Raw genomic sequence first — 14,341 nt, 5'->3', positions numbered from 1 at the left:
CAAGCCGCTGACCACGGCCTGAGTTCCCGTGAGCACAAGGAGGTGCGTGCCGTGGCCGTCGCCCAAGGTGTCCGCGAACGCGAGTCCGCCCCCCGATGGCGCAGCAGGGAGGCCGGCGTCGCGCTCATCTTCCTGGCGCCCGCCCTGCTCGGCTTCATCGCCTTCTACGCCTGGCCGACCGTCCGCGGCGTGTACCTCAGCTTCACCGACTACGACCTGCTCACCGCGCCGGACTTCTCGGGCCTCGACAACTACCGCAGGCTGCTGACGGACGACGTCTTCTGGAACTCCCTGTGGGTCACCCTGAAATACGTCGTCCTCAACATCGGGGTGCAGACCGTCGTCGCACTCGCGCTCGCCGTGCTCCTCCACCGGCTGACCCGTTCCACCGTGATCCGCGGCCTCATTCTGCTGCCCTACCTCATCTCCAACGTCGTCGTCGCCCTGGTCTGGTACTGGATGGCCGACTACAACCTGGGGATCATCAACCAGATGCTCGGCTGGATCGGCATCGACGCCATCGGCTTCTTCGGTGACGAGGCGTGGGCCATCCCCACCATCGCGGGCATCAACGTCTGGCGTCACATGGGCTACACGGCCCTGCTGATCTTCGCCGGGCTCCAGACCATCAACCGCGACGTGTACGAGGCGGCGGCCGTGGACGGCGCCGGCGAGTTCCGCATCTTCTTCCGCATCACGCTGCCGCTGCTGCGGCCGGTGCTCGCGCTGGTGCTGGTGCTGACCGTCATCGGCTCCTGGCAGATCTTCGACACCGTCGCCGTCACCACCCAGGGCGGTCCCGTCGACGCCACCCGCGTGATCCAGTACTACATCTTCGACCAGGCGTTCACCCGCTTCGACTTCGGCTACGCCTCGGCCATCTCGGTCGTCCTGTTCCTCATCCTCGCCGGCGTCGCCTTCGCGCAGCTGAAGCTGCTGCGCGCGGGCGAGTCCGACCAGTCCTGAAGGAGGCCACGATGACCGCTGTCGTGCAGCCGGCCACCGGCGACCCGGCCGGTTCCGGCGCGCCCGCGGACAGCCCGGGCGGGCGGCCGCGCCCGAGTGCCGGCCGTCTGGTGGCCTGGCTCGTCCTGTTCCTCTTCATTGTCATCAGCCTGGCGCCGTTCCTGTGGATGCTGCGCACCGCGCTGTCCAACAACCGCACGCTGTTCACCGATCCGGACTCGCCGCTGCCCATCGACTTCACCTGGGGGCCGCTGGAGCGCGTGCTCGGCACGGCGACCACCGAGGAGGCGCAGGCGGAGGGCGGCTCCGGCGCGTCCCTCGCGTTCTGGACCTACCTGCGCAACTCGGTGATCATCTCCACGGCCATCACCGTGGGCCAGGTCTTCTTCAGCGCGCTGGCGGCCTACGCGTTCGCGCGCCTTCGCTGGCCGGGCCGCGACAAGGTGTTCTTCGCGTTCATCACCGCGCTGATGGTGCCGCCGGTCTTCTCGATGCTGCCGAACTTCGTGCTGATCAAGGACCTCGGCCTGCTCAACACCTACCCCGGCATCGTCGCGCCGTTCTTCTTCATGACGCCGTTCGCGGTGTTCTTCCTGCGGCAGTTCTTCCTCGGCATCAGCCGCGAGATGGAGGAGGCCGCCATGATCGACGGCGCCGGCTACTTCCGGATCTTCTTCCGCATCATCCTGCCGATGAGTGCCGCGCCGATGGTCACGCTCGCCATCCTCACGTTCATCAACGCGTGGAACGAGTACTTCTGGCCGCAGCTCGTCGGCCAGGACGAGAGCGTCCGGCCGCTCACCGTCGCGCTCGCCGCGTTCCGCACCGCGACGCCCCAGACCGGGCCCGACTGGGCCGGGCTGATGGCGGCCAGCCTGGTGGCCGCGGTGCCGACCATGCTCCTCTTCCTCGCCTTCGGCCGGAAGATCGTCAACTCCATCCAGTTCACCGGCATGAAGTAGGAGGTGCGGCAGCGATGCATCAGACCCGCGCATGGACGGCCGGCGCGGCGGCCGGCGCCCTCGTCCTGTCCGCCTGCGGCGGCGGCGCCGGCGCGGACGGCGGCTCGGAAACGGTCACGTACTGGCTGTGGGACGCCAACCAGCAGCCCGCCTACCAGCGGTGCGCCGACGACTTCGAGGCCGCCCACCCGGACATCGACATCGAGATCGAGCAGCGCGGCTGGGACAACTACTGGACCGGCCTGACGCTCGGCTTCGTCTCCGAATCCGCCCCCGACGTCTTCACCGACCACCTCTCGCGCTACCCCGAGTACGTCACGCGCGACCTGCTGCTCCCGCTCGACACTTACGTCGAACGGGACGAACTGCCGCTCGACATCTACGAGGAGGGCCTGGCCGACCTGTGGGTCGGCGAGGACGGCCACCGCTACGGCCTGCCCAAGGACTGGGACGCCGTCGGCCTCTTCTACAACAAGGACATGGCCGAGGCGGCCGGCCTCGCCGAGGAACAGCTGAACGGCCTCACCTGGAACCCGCGGGACGGCGGCACCTACGAGGACGTCATCGCCCGCCTCACCGTGGACGACAACGGCGTGCGCGGCGACGAGCCCGGATTCGACAAGAACAACGTGCGCACCTACGGGCTGTGGCTGGAGATGCCCGTCGACTACAACCACGGCCAGACGCAGTGGTCCATGTACGCCGTCGCCAACGGCTGGCAGGCCACCGACCGCAACCCGTGGGGCACCGCGTTCAACTACGACGACCCGGCGTTCCAGGAGACCATCGCCTGGTGGAAGGGCCTGGTCGACAAGGGCTACATGCCGAGCCTCGCCGCCCAGACCGGCCTGGAGTCCCCCGACCAGCTCGCCGCGGGCAACGCCGCCATGATCACCCACGGCAGCTGGATGACCAGCTCGATCTTCGGCTACGAGGGCCTGAACGCGGGCATCGCCCCCACCCCGGTGGGCCCCACCGGCAGCCGCGCCAGCATGTTCAACGGACTCGCCGACTCCATCTGGGCCGGCACGGACAGCCCCGAGGCGTCCTGGCAGTGGGTCAGCTACCTGGCGTCGCCCGCGTGCCAGCGGGTCGTCGGGGAGCACCAGGTGGTCTTCCCCGCCATCACCGAGGCGTGGGAGACGGCGCAGGAGGAGTTCGCCGAGGACGGCATCGACGTGTCCCCGTTCACCGACCACGTCGAGGACGGCACCACGTTCCTCTTCCCCATCACCGGCAACGCCGGTGACATCGGGGCCCTCATGGTGCCCGCCCTGGAGGCGGTGATGTCGGGCCGGGCCCCCGTCGACTCGCTGACGGGGGTGAACGAGGAGATCAACGACCTGTTCCGGTGAGACTCCCGGTGAGACTCCCGGTGCGGCGGCCTCAGTTGGCCGCGACGACCTTCAGCTCCGGGTGGGCCGTGCCGCCCTCGATCGCCGTCGAGGACAGGTGCGACACCACCCGGTCGTCCACCGGGTCCTGCGCCGGGTCCTCGTGCACCACCAGGTGCTCGTAGGTGGTGGCGCGCTGCGCCGGAACGCGGCCGGCCGCGCGGATCAGGTGCAGCAGCTCCAGCCGGTTCGACCGGTGCTTCGCCCCGGCCGAGGAGACCACGTTCTCCTCCAGCATCACCGAGCCCAGGTCGTCGGCGCCGTAGTGCAGCGACAGCTGGCCGACCTCCTTGCCCGTGGTCAGCCACGAGCCCTGGATGTGCGCCACGTTGTCGAGGAAGATCCGCGCGATCGCGATGATCCGCAGGTACTCGAAGAGGGTGGCCTGCGTGCGGCCCTTCAGGTGGTTGTTCTCCGGCTGGTAGGTGTACGGGATGAACGCGCGGAAGCCGCCGGTGCGGTCCTGCACGTCGCGGATCATCCGCAGGTGCTCGATCCGTTCCGCGTTGGTCTCCCCGGTGCCCATCAGCATCGTCGAGGTGGACTCGACGCCCAGCCGGTGCGCCGACTCCATGATCTCAAGCCAGCGCTCGCCCGACTCCTTCAGCGGCGCGATGGCCTTCCGCGGGCGGGCGGGCAGCAGCTCGGCGCCCGCGCCGGCGAACGAGTCGAGCCCGGCGGCGTGGATGCGGCGGATCGCCTCCTCGGCCGTCACCCCGGAGATCCGCGCCATGTGCTCCACCTCGGAGGCGCCGAGTGAGTGGATCACCAGCTGGGGGAACTCCTTCTTGATCGCCGCGAAGTGCCGCTCGTAGTACTCGACTCCGTAGTCCGGGTGGTGACCGCCCTGGAACATGATCTGGGTGCCGCCGAGCGCCACCGTCTCCGCGCAGCGCCGCAGGATGTCGTCCAGGTCCCGGGTCCACACGCCGTCGCTCTTGGGCGCGGCGTAGAACGCGCAGAACTTGCAGGCCGTCACGCAGGCGTTGGTGTAGTTGATGTTGCGCTCGATGATGTACGTGGCGATGTGCTCCGTGCCCGCGTAGCGCCGCCGACGCACGGCGTCCGCCGCCCGCCCCAGGGCGTGCAGGGGCGCGGAACGGTACAGGTCCAGCGCCTCCTCGGGACTGATCCGCCCGCCCTCCGCGGCGCGGTCGAGCACGTGTCGAAGCTCGGCGCTCTGCCCCATGGATGCGATCCCTTCCTCACGACAGCGGCCGGACCAGCGTACGTCACCCCGGTTCACCGCAACTGGTGCAGATCCCCCTCCAGCTCGTCGCTGCGGTAGTGCATCACGCCCTGCTCGTCGATCGTCAGCGTGACCCGCCCCGGCTCCTGGTTGCACACCCCGTCGCCGCCCCGCGACTCCTCCTGGTCGATCAGCGAGTCGAACGTCAGCTCGTCCGCGCCGGCCTCGGTGAGCGTCAGCCGGTCCACGCACTGCGAGAGGCCCATGACGTCCGAGGACTGCACGGTCCCGACCTCCTCGCCGACCGCGCCCTGCTCCAGCGTGACGTCCAGGGGCCCCATGGCCATTCCGCCGATACGGATGTCCCCCGACCAGGAGCCGATGAACTCCTCGGGCACCGTTCCCTCGCCGTCGCCCCCGTTCCCGCCGCTCCCCCCGGTGCCACCGCTGCCGCCCTCCTCGTCGGAGCCGCCCACCAGCCCCGTCAGGAACGCGGCGGCCACCAGCGCGGCCACGGCGACCGCCGCGGCCGGCACGATCAGCCACCGCCGGGACCGCCGCGGGGGCGCGGGCGACGGCGTCGCGGACCGCGTCACGTACGGCGGGGTGGGCCACGGCGGCGGACCGTCCCCCGGTTGCGTCGCGTACGGTCCCGCGGCGGGCACCGGCGGCCCGTACGGCGTCGACGGCTGCGTCACCGGCGGCGGCGTCGGGGCGGACGTGGGTGTGGGTGTGGGTGTGGGTGTGGGAGGCGGCGTCGGGTACTGGCCCGGCGCGGGCGGGGGCGCCGTGGCCTCCAGGTTCAGCAACGCGACCGCGCGGCGGCTGACATCCTCCACCACCGGCTGCGGCAGCCAGCCCGGCGCCACCAGGGCCGCCGCGCCTCCCTCGCCCGCGCACGCCACCGCCACCTCCCGCGGCGCGGGCCGCGCCGCGGCGTCCTTCGCCAGGCAGGCCGTGACCAGACCGCGCAGCCACTCCGGCACCCCGTCCAGCCGCGGCTCCTCGTGCACCACCTGGTACAGCAGCTGCGCCGGGGTGTCCCCGGGGAACGGCGCGCGCCCGCCCGCCGCGTACGCCAGCACCGCGCCGAAGGAGAACACGTCGGACGCCGGGCCCACCTGCCCGCCCACCACCTGCTCGGGCGCCATGTAGCCGGGCGAGCCGACCGTCACCCCGGTCGCCGTCAGCTGGGCCGTGGCCTCGCTGGCCCGCGCGATCCCGAAGTCGATCAGCCGCGGCCCCTCCAGGGACAGCAGCACGTTCGACGGTTTGACGTCCCGGTGCACCAGGCCCCGCGCGTGCACGGCGGCCAGCGCCTCGGCGAGGCCCGCGCCCAGGGCCATGACGCCGCGCCGCGGCAGCGGCCCGTGCGCCTGGACCGCGCCGTGCAGGTCCGGGCCCGCCACGTAGCCGGTCGCCACCCACGGCACGTCGGCCGCCGGATCGGCGTCGAGCACCGGCGCCGTCCAGTCCCCGCCGACCAGCCGGGCCGCGGCCACCTCCCTGGCGAACCTGGCCCGGAAGGCCTCGTCCGCCGCGAAGTGCGGGTGCACCACCTTGATCGCGACCGTCCGGCCCCCGGCGCTGCGGCCCAGGTACACCCGGCCCATGCCGCCTTTGCCCAGCCGCCCGATCACCTGGTAGGTGCCGATGCGCCGCGGATCGTCCGCGCTCAGCGGCTCCATGGGCGCGTCCCCGGTGAGGATTCGAGGAGGGCGACGCGCCCGGCGTCCTCCGCCCGGCCGACGCGGCGGGCGAACTCGGCGACGCCTTCGAGCTGCCGCCGGCCGAGCCGGTAGTCGAGCGTCGTGAAGTACCGTTCGAGCACCTCGGCGTCGAAGTCCTCCCAGCGGGCGGCCTGCTCGGCGACCTTGCCGACCTCGGCGAGGGACAGGTCGCGCGAGTCGAGGAACGCCCGGTGGACCTGATGCACCGTCTCCTCCTCGCGCGCGAGGTAGTCGCGGCGCACGCCCCAGGCGGCGAAGACGAACGGCAGCCCCGTCCACTCATGCCACATCCGCCCCAGGTCGTGCACCTCAAGGCCGAGCCGTGGGGCGTCGTGCAGCGAGGCGCGCAGCGCCGCGTCACCGATGAGAACGGCGGCCTCCGCCTCCTGCATCATCAGCCCGAGGTCGGGCGGGCAGGTGTAGTAGTCGGGGGCGACGCCGTGCCGCTCGGCCAGCAGCAGCCGCGCCAGGCGTACGGAGGTGCGGGAGGTGGAGCCCAGAGCCACGCGCGCCCCGTCGAGGCGGTCCAGCGGAACCTGAGAAACGATCACGCACGACATGACGGGGCCGTCGCAGCCGACGGCGATGTCCGGGAGCGCGACCAGCTCGTCCGCATGGTCCAGGAAGTCCACGAGGGACACCGGGCCGATGTCCAGCTCGCCGTTCACCAGACGTTCCCCCAGCTTCTCCGGGGTGTCCTTCGTCAGCTCCAGGTCCAGCAGACTGCCGCTCCTGGCGAGGCCCCAGTAGAGGGGGAGGCAGTTGAGGAACTGGATGTGGCCGACACGGGGGCGGAACCGGTGGTGTGTAGTCACCCTTCGGAGGGTACGCCTCAGGGCATGCGAGCCAGCGGCCAGGGAAGGACCCCCTCCGGGGGTGATCTTTCCTCTTCCGGCCGTGCACAGCGCGTGCTAGGCTCACAGCGAGTTGCAGTTTGGTTTCCCTTGCAGTACGAGCCTGCGGAGCATGTGACCGCGGGCTTTCGTCGTTTTCAGGCTTCATGTGGGTTCTGGAGCAGGGCGACCCTTTTTAGGCCCAAGGAGGGCTTATGGCTACCGGAACCGTCAAGTGGTTCAACGCCGAGAAGGGCTTTGGATTCATCGCCCAGGATGGCGGCGGCCCCGATGTCTTCGTTCACTACTCCGCAATCAATGCCAACGGTTTCCGCTCTCTTGAGGAGAGCCAGGCCGTGACCTTCGACGTCACCCAGGGCCCGAAGGGCCCGCAGGCGGAGAATGTCACCGTCGTCTGAGGCCAGCAGCCACCCGGCCGCAGGACGGACCACGTAAGCGCCGAAGCCCCCGCCCCGCCGGGCGGGGGCTTCGGCGTGCGCGCCGGGCCCTACCAGCCGTCAGAAGAACGCGTCGGCCAGCCTCCCGGCCAAGTCCCTCCCCCAGACTCCGTCCGGGGGGAGGAAGTCGTCCACGAGCAGCGGCCGGCCGGCGGGCAGGGCCCGCAGGTCCTCGAGCACCAGCGGGAACGTCTCACCGTGCAGGCTCGGCATGGCCGCGAACACCTCCTCGGGCGTCGGCGCGACCCACTTCTCGACCGGGGACTGCCGCGCCAGCGCGTGCAGCCGGGGCTGCCCCCGCGGGGTGCAGCGCGCCAGGTACCCGGCCTCGCCCGCGTCGCCGTCGTAGACCGTCACCTCCCGGCCGCGCGCCAGCAGCCCGGTCACGGTGCTCTTCCCCGCGCCGGTGCCACCGCCGATCCACCGCACATGCGCGAACTCCCGCGTCACGCCGTCTCCCCTGCCCGGTAGAGCCCGTCCACCTCGTCCGCGAAATCGCGCAGCACCGCGGCCCTGCGCAGCTTCATCGAGGGTGTCAGATGCCCGGATTCGACCGTGAAGTCGCGGGCCAGCACGTGGAATCCGCGGATCGACTCGGCGGCGGAGACCAGGGCGTTCGCCTCGTCCACCGCGCGCTGGAGATGCTGGTGCAGCTCGGGGTCGCGCGCCAGCTCGTCCGCGGGGGCGCGCCGCCGGCCGGTGACCTGCTGCCAGTGCGCCAGGCCCTCCGCGTCGAGCGTGAGCAGCGCCGTCAGGTGCGGGCGGTCGTCGCCGACCACCAGGCACTGGCTGATCAGCGGGTGCGCCCGCAAGGTGTCTTCCAGCGGCCCCGGGGCCACGTTCTTGCCGCCCGAGGTGACGATGAGGTCCTTCTTGCGGCCGGTGATGGTCAGGTACCCGTCCTCGTCGAGGGAGCCGAGGTCGCCGGTGGCGAGCCAGCCGCCGGCGTCGGTGGCCGGCGTCACCTCGCCGCGCTCCGCGTTCCAGTAACCGCCGAACACCTGCGGGCCGCGCACCAGGACCTCCCCGTCCGGGGCGATGCCGACGGCGGTCCCCGGCATCGGCCAGCCGACGGTGCCGATGCGCGGCGCGTTCGGCGGCGTGACGGTGGCGGCCGCGGCGGTCTCGGTCAGCCCGTACCCCTCGTAGATGGACACGCCCGCGCCCTCGAAGAACGTGCTCAGGCGGCGGCCGAGCGGCGAGCCGCCGCAGACGACGTGCCGCAGCCTGCCGCCGAGCGCGGTCCTGATCCGGCGGTACACCAGCGGGTCGTACAGGCTGCGGGCCGCGCGCAGCCCGAGCCCCGGCCTCGCGGTCCCACCGTGCTGCATGGCCTCGGCGGCGGCGCCGTACTTTTGCGCGACCCGGGCCGCCCGGTCGAAGGCTCCGGCGCGGCCCGACTTCTCCGCGGTGGCGCGACCGGTATTGAAGACCTTTTCCAGCAGGTGGGGAATGGCGAAGAGGAACGTCGGCCGGAAGCTCGCCAGGTCGGCCAGCAGGTCCTCGGTCCGCACACTGGGCGCGTGACCGAGCCGGACGCGGGCCCTGACGCAGCCGAGGGCGACCGTGCGGCCCAGCACATGGGCCAGCGGCAGGAACAGCAGCGTCGAGGCGGGCTCGTCGGTCAGCGACCTGAACACGGGGTAGAGCAGCTCGATGGCGTTGTCCACCTCGGCGAAGAGGTTGGCGTGGGTGAGCACGCAGCCCTTCGGCTCCCCGGTGGTGCCCGAGGTGTAGATGAGGGTGGCGGCCAGCCAGGGCGAGAGCAGCGCGCGGCGCTCCGCGACCGCCGTGTCCGGAACGTCGTGCCCCGCGGCGGAGATCTGGCCGATGGCGCTGGTCTCGTTCCCCGACATCGCGGTGAGCTGCCACACGTGTTCGAGCCCTGGCAGCTCGTGCCGGACCGCGGTGAGCGTGCGCGCCTCCTGCACGCCCTCCACCGCGCACGCGCGCGCCCCCGAGTCGTGCAGAATCCAGCCGACCTGGACCGGCGACGAGGTCGGGTAGACGGGAACGGTGATGAGCCCCGCCGCCCAGGCGGCGAAATCCAGCAGCGTCCACTCGTAGCGGGTGCGGGACATGATGGCCAGCCGGTCACCCGGGCGCAGCCCATGGGCGATCAACCCCTTGGCGACCGCGACCACTTCGGCGGCGAACTCCCTACAGGTGACATCGCGCCAGGTTCCGTCGCGGTGACGGCGGCTGAGAGTCACCGCATCGGGCGCCTCGTAGGCGTTGACGAACGGTACGTCGGCGAGGCTCCCTTGCTCGACTGCGGGTGCGAGCGTCGGCACGAACGCGCTGGTGACAACGCCGTTCTCGCGACGCAACTCGGGGCGGACCAGCCGCGGCGCCGTTGGCGCGGCGTGCACGTTCCCTGATGACATGATGGCGGCCTCCGGGTGCTGCCCCATGCGGGGCCCTTCGGATTCTGCACCGCCCAGGCGGGCTTGACCGGCAGTTTCACCGGACCGTCACGCACCCTGCGCCCCACGGCGACCACAACGCCCAGGAGTGACTTCCCGCCAGCACCCGGTGACCGAAAAGCTCCGCTGCCGCCCGCCCCTCAGCACACACCTCAGGATCGCCTCAGGACACGTCGAGCGGGTCGAAGTCGAAGCGGCACAGGACGCTCTTGCCGCCCTGGTCCCGCGGCGCCCACCAGGTCGCGTCGGCGAGGGCCCGCACGATGAACAGGCCGCGTCCGCTGTCGGACAGCGGCAGTTGCGCGGCGGGCAGCGTGGGCGGGGTGGGGTCCTGGTCGGACACCTCGACGATCAGCCAGCGCACCGAGCAGCGCAGCCCCAGCACGACCGCCCGCTCGCCGCGCACCCCCTTGGCGTGCAGCACCGCGTTCCCCACCAACTCCGAGACACACAGCTCCACATCGTCGGCCAGGTGGCCGAGCCCCCACTCGTGCAGCGCAAGGCGCGCCGTCCGCCGCGCGGCGGACGGCGCGCCGGGGTGGTCCGCGAGAAGAGAGACGGTGCGGACACGGCCTGCCGCTGGTTCGACTCTCATGTCCGGCGATGTCATCGACTTTCCTCCCCCTGGTGAGAATTCCAGTCAAGTGCCACCGGGGCCACTTTGGAAACGTTCATGAGGGGGTTCACGCGGACACACGGGGGGTTCACGGGGCGCACGCAGGATGACGGCAATACGCCCCCCACCGGACCTGCGAGAACACCCTACCGACTGGGCAGCCGCCGGGGGTTCACACGGCGGGCGGCCCACAGGACCGTGGTGCGGCACATGGTGAAGCTCTCCCCACCCCGGAAGCACAGGCGCTTACCACCCGCCGCGACGTTCACCATGTCACTCACGACGAACGCCTGACCGCCCACCATGACCTGATCCCCACGCCGGACGGTCGCCACGTCGATCTCCACGGAGACCACGACACCGACCGGGGGTCCGCCTATGTGCGAGCCGCCGCGCCGGCCGCCTGCTGCTCCGGGGGAGTATGTGTTCATTCGCCTTCCAGCCTCTTGAGGTGTTCGTCAACGCGCCTGCTCAGGTCGGCGAGTTCAGCGCCCAGGTCCGCCCATCCGCCGCGCTCGCCTTCCTGCCCGTCGCTTTGACCGCTGTCGTCGGGCGGAGCTTCCTGCTGGCCGGTCATGTCAGGGTTCACCGGCGATACGGTCCTGGTGGGACAGGCCCCTCCACCGGGCTCAGCAGCCTTGTTGATCGCGCGAGAACTCACCTCGCCTCCTTGGCCGTGCCTCGGACGGCGACCGCTTCCATGTCCTCCGGCCGGACGTGCCACTCACGTCCGCCGCCGGGCAGGGGCCGCAGCCAAGCGCGGCCGGACGGATAGGCCATCGCGCGTCCCACGGTGTTCCGCGAGGTGTCACGCGCCACCGAGCCGACATCGAAAGTCTTTTCGTCGCTCACGACACGACCTCCACCCCGTGAATCCAGCGGGGCCCGGCGTCGGAGACGTTTTGCTGCCTCGAAGTGGCAGGGGCACAGTGCGGCAGCGGCATAGTCCGTACGCCCTCCCTGTCCGGCAGAGCAGGGGAACCCGAGGCACGATGACGACCAGGTGCGGGGAATAGCTGTTGGAGCAGCCGTTCCACGATTTGAGCGATACTCTTCGGCATGTTGACGCTCCTCTGAAGCGTTGACCACGCTCCCGGACCGTCGCCACGGTTGCGGGGGCACCTGCGTAAGCGATCCTGCTACTCGTTCCGGTCACGCAGTAGTTGACCAGCGTTGCTTATGCTGGTGATCAGCAGTCAACCCCCGGTGAGGTGCCGCTGTGAACGACGACTTCGGAGATGTGGCGCGCCGCGCGCTGACAGAACATGGATACTCGATAAGAGCGGCGTCCAAGGCCATCAACTACGACATGGGTTACCTGTCTCGCGTGCTCAGCGGGAAGCAGAGCCCGTCTCCCAACCTGGCGAAGGCAATGGACGACCTGGTGGGGGCCCAAGGGGCTCTCGCCGGCCTGGTGCTGAACCCGGACGACCGAGGCAGGGTTGCACGCAGCACGCAGCATCCCTCACGCGTGGACGCTGCGACCGTCGAAGCACTGGCATCCGTCCTGTCGGCCTACCGACGCCTGGACGACACCGCCAATCCACGAACCATCATCCCCGCCACACTCGCGCAGATGAAGGAAATCACGGGGCTTCTCAAGAGAGCGAGAGGCGAACACAGAGACGCACTTGCAGAAGTCGCATCGGAGTTCGCTCAATTCGGCGGATGGATGCTCGCCCAGGTGCGCCGCGACAAAGAAGCCGAGGCCCTGCTCGGCCAAGCTTTAGGAATCGCCGACGATATCGGAAACGGCACGCTCGCAGCTCAGGCCCTGAACTTTCGCGGGTACATCACCCGCCAGCAGGGAAACCACCAGGGAATCGCCCGTTGGTTCTCGGCGGCAGCTCTCACGCCCGGAGCCCATCCTGCTCAGCGTATCGGCGACACCCTGCAAGCAGCCGCAGGATTCGCTGCTCTCGGTGAACTCAGTCGAGCCCTGCACATGGTGGAGGAAGCCGAGCGTCTCACGGGCAAGGCCGCCGCTGTCCCGCCGCCGGGAACCGCGTACTGGCTCACCCCTGAATTCAACAGGATAAACCTGGGGCTGAGCACGCTCGCCCTGCGACGCTACGACGAAGCCGTGGACCACTTGACGACGGGACTTGCCGGGCTTCCTGCGGAACTGCAAGGCGCACTGTGGACCAACGAGCACCGGGAGGCGCTGAAACGAGCGCGGGAAGCCCAGTAGCGCTCAACTCAGCCCGCGCCTCGGGGAAAGTGCGCTCCCCCCGGCCCATGGCGGGCAGCGGGCCGGGGGAACGGGAATGCTATGCGGGGGTCTTCACCTTCGGCTCGTGGTGGTCGTCCGTTTCGGCCTCGTTGATCTCGAAGCTCGTCGCGCTGTTGTAGGTGTCGTGGTCGAGGATGCGTTCGCGGGCCGCCACGATCACCGGGACGGCCGCCTGGCCGGCCACGTTCGTCGCGGTCCTCATCATGTCCAGGACCGGGTCGATCGCCAGCAGCAGGCCGACGCCCTCCAGGGGCAGGCCGAGGGTGGAGAGGGTCAGGGTGGTCATCACGGTCGCGCCCGTCAGGCCCGCGGTGGCGGCCGAGCCGATCACGGAGACGAAGACGATCAGGATGTAGTCCTGGATGCCCAGGCTGACGTCGAAGATCTCGGCCACGAAGATCGCGGCGAGCGACGGGTAGATGGCGGCGCAGCCGTCCATCTTGGTCGTCGCGCCGAACGGGACGGCGAACGAGGCGTAGTCGCGCTGGACGCCGAGGCGTTCGGTGACCTTCTGGGTGACCGGCAGGGTGCCGACCGAGGAGCGGGAGACGAACGCCAGCTGGATGGCGGGCCAGGCCGCGCGGAAGAAGCGCAGCGGGTCGACGCCCGCCACGAAGCGCAGCAGCAGCGGGTAGACCCCGAACAGCACGAGCGCGCAGCCGATGTACACGTCGGCGGTGAAGGTCGCGTAGTCGCCGAGCAGGTCCCAGCCGTACTCGTTGATCGCGCGGCCGATCAGGCCGAGGGTGCCGAGCGGCGCGAGGCGGATGATCCACCACAGGACCTTCTGGAGCAGGGCAAGCACGGTCTCGCCGAACGAGATCAGCGGCGCGGCCCGCTCGCCCAGGCGGAGCGCGGCGATGCCGGTGACCGCGGCGAGGAAGACGATCTGGAGCACTTCCAGGTCGGCGAAGGGCGTGACCACGTTGGTGGGGATCATTCCGGTGAGGAAGTCCAGCCAGGAGCCCTCGGACTCGGGCAGTTCGCCGTCGGCGGGCGTGAGGCCGGTGCCGTCGCCCGGGTTGGTCAGCAGTCCGAGCGTGAGGCCGATGGCGACCGCGATCAGGGACGTGATCAGGAACCACAGCAGCGTGCGGCCGGCCAGACGGGCGGCGTTCGAGACGTTGCGGAGGTTGGTGATGGAGACGGCGATCGCGAAGAAGACCAGCGGGCCGACGGCCAGCTGGAGGAGCTGGACGAACGTGCCGCCGATCTCGTCGAGGGTTCTGCCGAGCCAGTCGACGTTCCAGTTGCGGGCTATCCAGCCGAACAGCACGCCGAACACGAGGCCGAGGAGGATCTGCGCCCAGAACGGCGGCAGGGCACGGCGGCGCGGCGCGGGCGTTCGCGCGTCCTGGGTGGGGGACGGGGAGGACACAGGCACACTCCGGTCAGGGGTGATATGGGGTACAGATGATCAAAAGGTGCGGATAGCGCACAGGGGAAGGCGCTGAACAGTCGGGAGGGGAGAAGTCAGCGACAGGCCGCGGTCAGACAGCGGCAGAGGTCGATGTGCAGACGCGCGACGAGCGAC

The 14,341-nt window shown here is 70.5% G+C and carries 15 protein-coding genes; 5 read left to right on the top strand and 10 right to left on the bottom strand.

Going from position 1 to position 14,341, the window contains the following annotated elements:
* The first annotated feature begins 51 nt into the window (after window positions 1-51).
* From RM779_RS12265 to RM779_RS12255, 3 genes are read left to right on the top strand one after another with little or no spacing between them, the layout of a single operon-like run.
* A complete protein-coding gene (locus tag RM779_RS12265; protein ID WP_311617731.1) occupies window positions 52-966 on the top strand; it encodes a carbohydrate ABC transporter permease in 915 nt (304 codons plus the stop codon).
* Between the two features lie 11 nt (window positions 967-977).
* Entirely contained in the window at window positions 978-1,928 is a 951-nt protein-coding gene (locus tag RM779_RS12260; RefSeq protein WP_311617730.1) for a carbohydrate ABC transporter permease, read from the top strand.
* Window positions 1,929-1,942: 14 nt separating this feature from the next.
* Window positions 1,943-3,283 carry an ABC transporter substrate-binding protein gene (locus RM779_RS12255; RefSeq protein WP_311617729.1) on the top strand — a complete coding sequence of 447 codons (1,341 nt, stop codon included), beginning with the start codon at window positions 1,943-1,945 and terminating at the stop codon, window positions 3,281-3,283.
* A 31-nt stretch (window positions 3,284-3,314) separates the two neighbouring features.
* Here RM779_RS12255 and mqnC read toward each other — a convergent pair whose 3' ends face one another.
* Genes mqnC through RM779_RS12240 form a run of 3 tightly spaced genes read right to left on the bottom strand, consistent with a single transcriptional unit; the run spans window position 3,315 to window position 7,056 of the window.
* Window positions 3,315-4,511 (bottom strand): cyclic dehypoxanthinyl futalosine synthase, encoded by a 1,197-nt coding sequence (gene mqnC / locus RM779_RS12250; RefSeq protein WP_311617728.1) that lies wholly within the window; start codon window positions 4,509-4,511, stop codon window positions 3,315-3,317.
* Window positions 4,512-4,564: 53 nt separating this feature from the next.
* Window positions 4,565-6,199, bottom strand: coding sequence for a serine/threonine-protein kinase (locus tag RM779_RS12245; RefSeq protein ID WP_311617727.1), 1,635 nt, complete (start codon window positions 6,197-6,199; stop codon window positions 4,565-4,567).
* Complete coding sequence (locus tag RM779_RS12240; RefSeq protein WP_311617726.1) at window positions 6,187-7,056, bottom strand: menaquinone biosynthetic enzyme MqnA/MqnD family protein; 870 nt, start codon at window positions 7,054-7,056, stop codon at window positions 6,187-6,189. Before RM779_RS12240 ends, RM779_RS12245 begins: the two co-directional genes overlap by 13 nt.
* Before the next feature lie 233 nt (window positions 7,057-7,289).
* On the opposite strand from RM779_RS12240, the gene RM779_RS12235 reads away from it, so the two are divergent.
* Window positions 7,290-7,493 (top strand): cold-shock protein, encoded by a 204-nt coding sequence (locus RM779_RS12235; RefSeq protein ID WP_077059682.1) that lies wholly within the window; start codon window positions 7,290-7,292, stop codon window positions 7,491-7,493.
* Between the two features lie 99 nt (window positions 7,494-7,592).
* Here the strand turns inward: RM779_RS12235 and RM779_RS12230 are convergent, their stop codons facing one another.
* The 6 genes from RM779_RS12230 to RM779_RS12205 all read right to left on the bottom strand — a co-directional run bounded on the left by RM779_RS12230 (window position 7,593) and on the right by RM779_RS12205 (window position 11,426).
* Window positions 7,593-7,982: a hypothetical protein gene (locus RM779_RS12230; RefSeq protein ID WP_311617725.1), complete on the bottom strand. Its 390-nt coding sequence runs from the start codon at window positions 7,980-7,982 to the stop codon at window positions 7,593-7,595.
* Window positions 7,979-9,946: an AMP-dependent synthetase/ligase gene (locus RM779_RS12225; protein ID WP_394813283.1), complete on the bottom strand. Its 1,968-nt coding sequence runs from the start codon at window positions 9,944-9,946 to the stop codon at window positions 7,979-7,981. Before RM779_RS12225 ends, RM779_RS12230 begins: the two co-directional genes overlap by 4 nt.
* A gap of 175 nt (window positions 9,947-10,121) precedes the next feature.
* Window positions 10,122-10,553 (bottom strand): ATP-binding protein, encoded by a 432-nt coding sequence (locus tag RM779_RS12220; RefSeq protein ID WP_311617724.1) that lies wholly within the window; start codon window positions 10,551-10,553, stop codon window positions 10,122-10,124.
* A gap of 167 nt (window positions 10,554-10,720) precedes the next feature.
* Window positions 10,721-11,005, bottom strand: a complete 285-nt coding sequence (locus RM779_RS12215) for a hypothetical protein (protein ID WP_311617723.1) — start codon at window positions 11,003-11,005, stop codon at window positions 10,721-10,723.
* The gene (locus RM779_RS12210) at window positions 11,002-11,163 is read right to left on the bottom strand and encodes a hypothetical protein (protein ID WP_311617722.1); all 162 of its coding nucleotides are present in this window, start codon (window positions 11,161-11,163) and stop codon (window positions 11,002-11,004) included. The genes RM779_RS12215 and RM779_RS12210 overlap by 4 nt, the downstream gene beginning before the upstream one ends.
* 68 nt (window positions 11,164-11,231) lie before the next feature.
* Window positions 11,232-11,426: a hypothetical protein gene (locus RM779_RS12205; protein WP_311617721.1), complete on the bottom strand. Its 195-nt coding sequence runs from the start codon at window positions 11,424-11,426 to the stop codon at window positions 11,232-11,234.
* A 367-nt stretch (window positions 11,427-11,793) separates the two neighbouring features.
* Here RM779_RS12205 and RM779_RS12200 point away from each other — a divergent pair, with 367 nt between their 5' ends.
* Window positions 11,794-12,765: a helix-turn-helix domain-containing protein gene (locus tag RM779_RS12200; protein ID WP_311617720.1), complete on the top strand. Its 972-nt coding sequence runs from the start codon at window positions 11,794-11,796 to the stop codon at window positions 12,763-12,765.
* Window positions 12,766-12,844: 79 nt separating this feature from the next.
* On the opposite strand, the gene RM779_RS12195 is transcribed toward RM779_RS12200, so the two are convergent.
* Window positions 12,845-14,185 (bottom strand): dicarboxylate/amino acid:cation symporter, encoded by a 1,341-nt coding sequence (locus RM779_RS12195; protein WP_311617719.1) that lies wholly within the window; start codon window positions 14,183-14,185, stop codon window positions 12,845-12,847.
* Window positions 14,186-14,341: the final 156 nt, after the last annotated feature.

The sequence above is a fragment of the Streptomyces johnsoniae genome (assembly GCF_031845565.1).
GTDB classification, from domain to species: domain Bacteria; phylum Actinomycetota; class Actinomycetes; order Streptomycetales; family Streptomycetaceae; genus Streptomyces; species Streptomyces johnsoniae.
Note: the sequence above shows the minus strand (reverse complement) of the source record. Positions and strands in the feature narration are given on the sequence as shown.

Coding starts and splice junctions, on each gene's coding strand:
- RM779_RS12260 (WP_311617730.1), top strand. CDS start 978: ATGACCGCTGTCGTGCAGCCGGCCACCGGCGACCCGGCCGGTTCCGGC.
- RM779_RS12255 (WP_311617729.1), top strand. CDS start 1,943: ATGCATCAGACCCGCGCATGGACGGCCGGCGCGGCGGCCGGCGCCCTC.
- mqnC (WP_311617728.1), bottom strand. CDS start 4,511: ATGGGGCAGAGCGCCGAGCTTCGACACGTGCTCGACCGCGCCGCGGAG.
- RM779_RS12245 (WP_311617727.1), bottom strand. CDS start 6,199: ATGGAGCCGCTGAGCGCGGACGATCCGCGGCGCATCGGCACCTACCAG.
- RM779_RS12235 (WP_077059682.1), top strand. CDS start 7,290: ATGGCTACCGGAACCGTCAAGTGGTTCAACGCCGAGAAGGGCTTTGGA.
- RM779_RS12225 (WP_394813283.1), bottom strand. CDS start 9,946: ATGGGGCAGCACCCGGAGGCCGCCATCATGTCATCAGGGAACGTGCAC.
- RM779_RS12220 (WP_311617724.1), bottom strand. CDS start 10,553: ATGAGAGTCGAACCAGCGGCAGGCCGTGTCCGCACCGTCTCTCTTCTC.
- RM779_RS12215 (WP_311617723.1), bottom strand. CDS start 11,005: ATGAACACATACTCCCCCGGAGCAGCAGGCGGCCGGCGCGGCGGCTCG.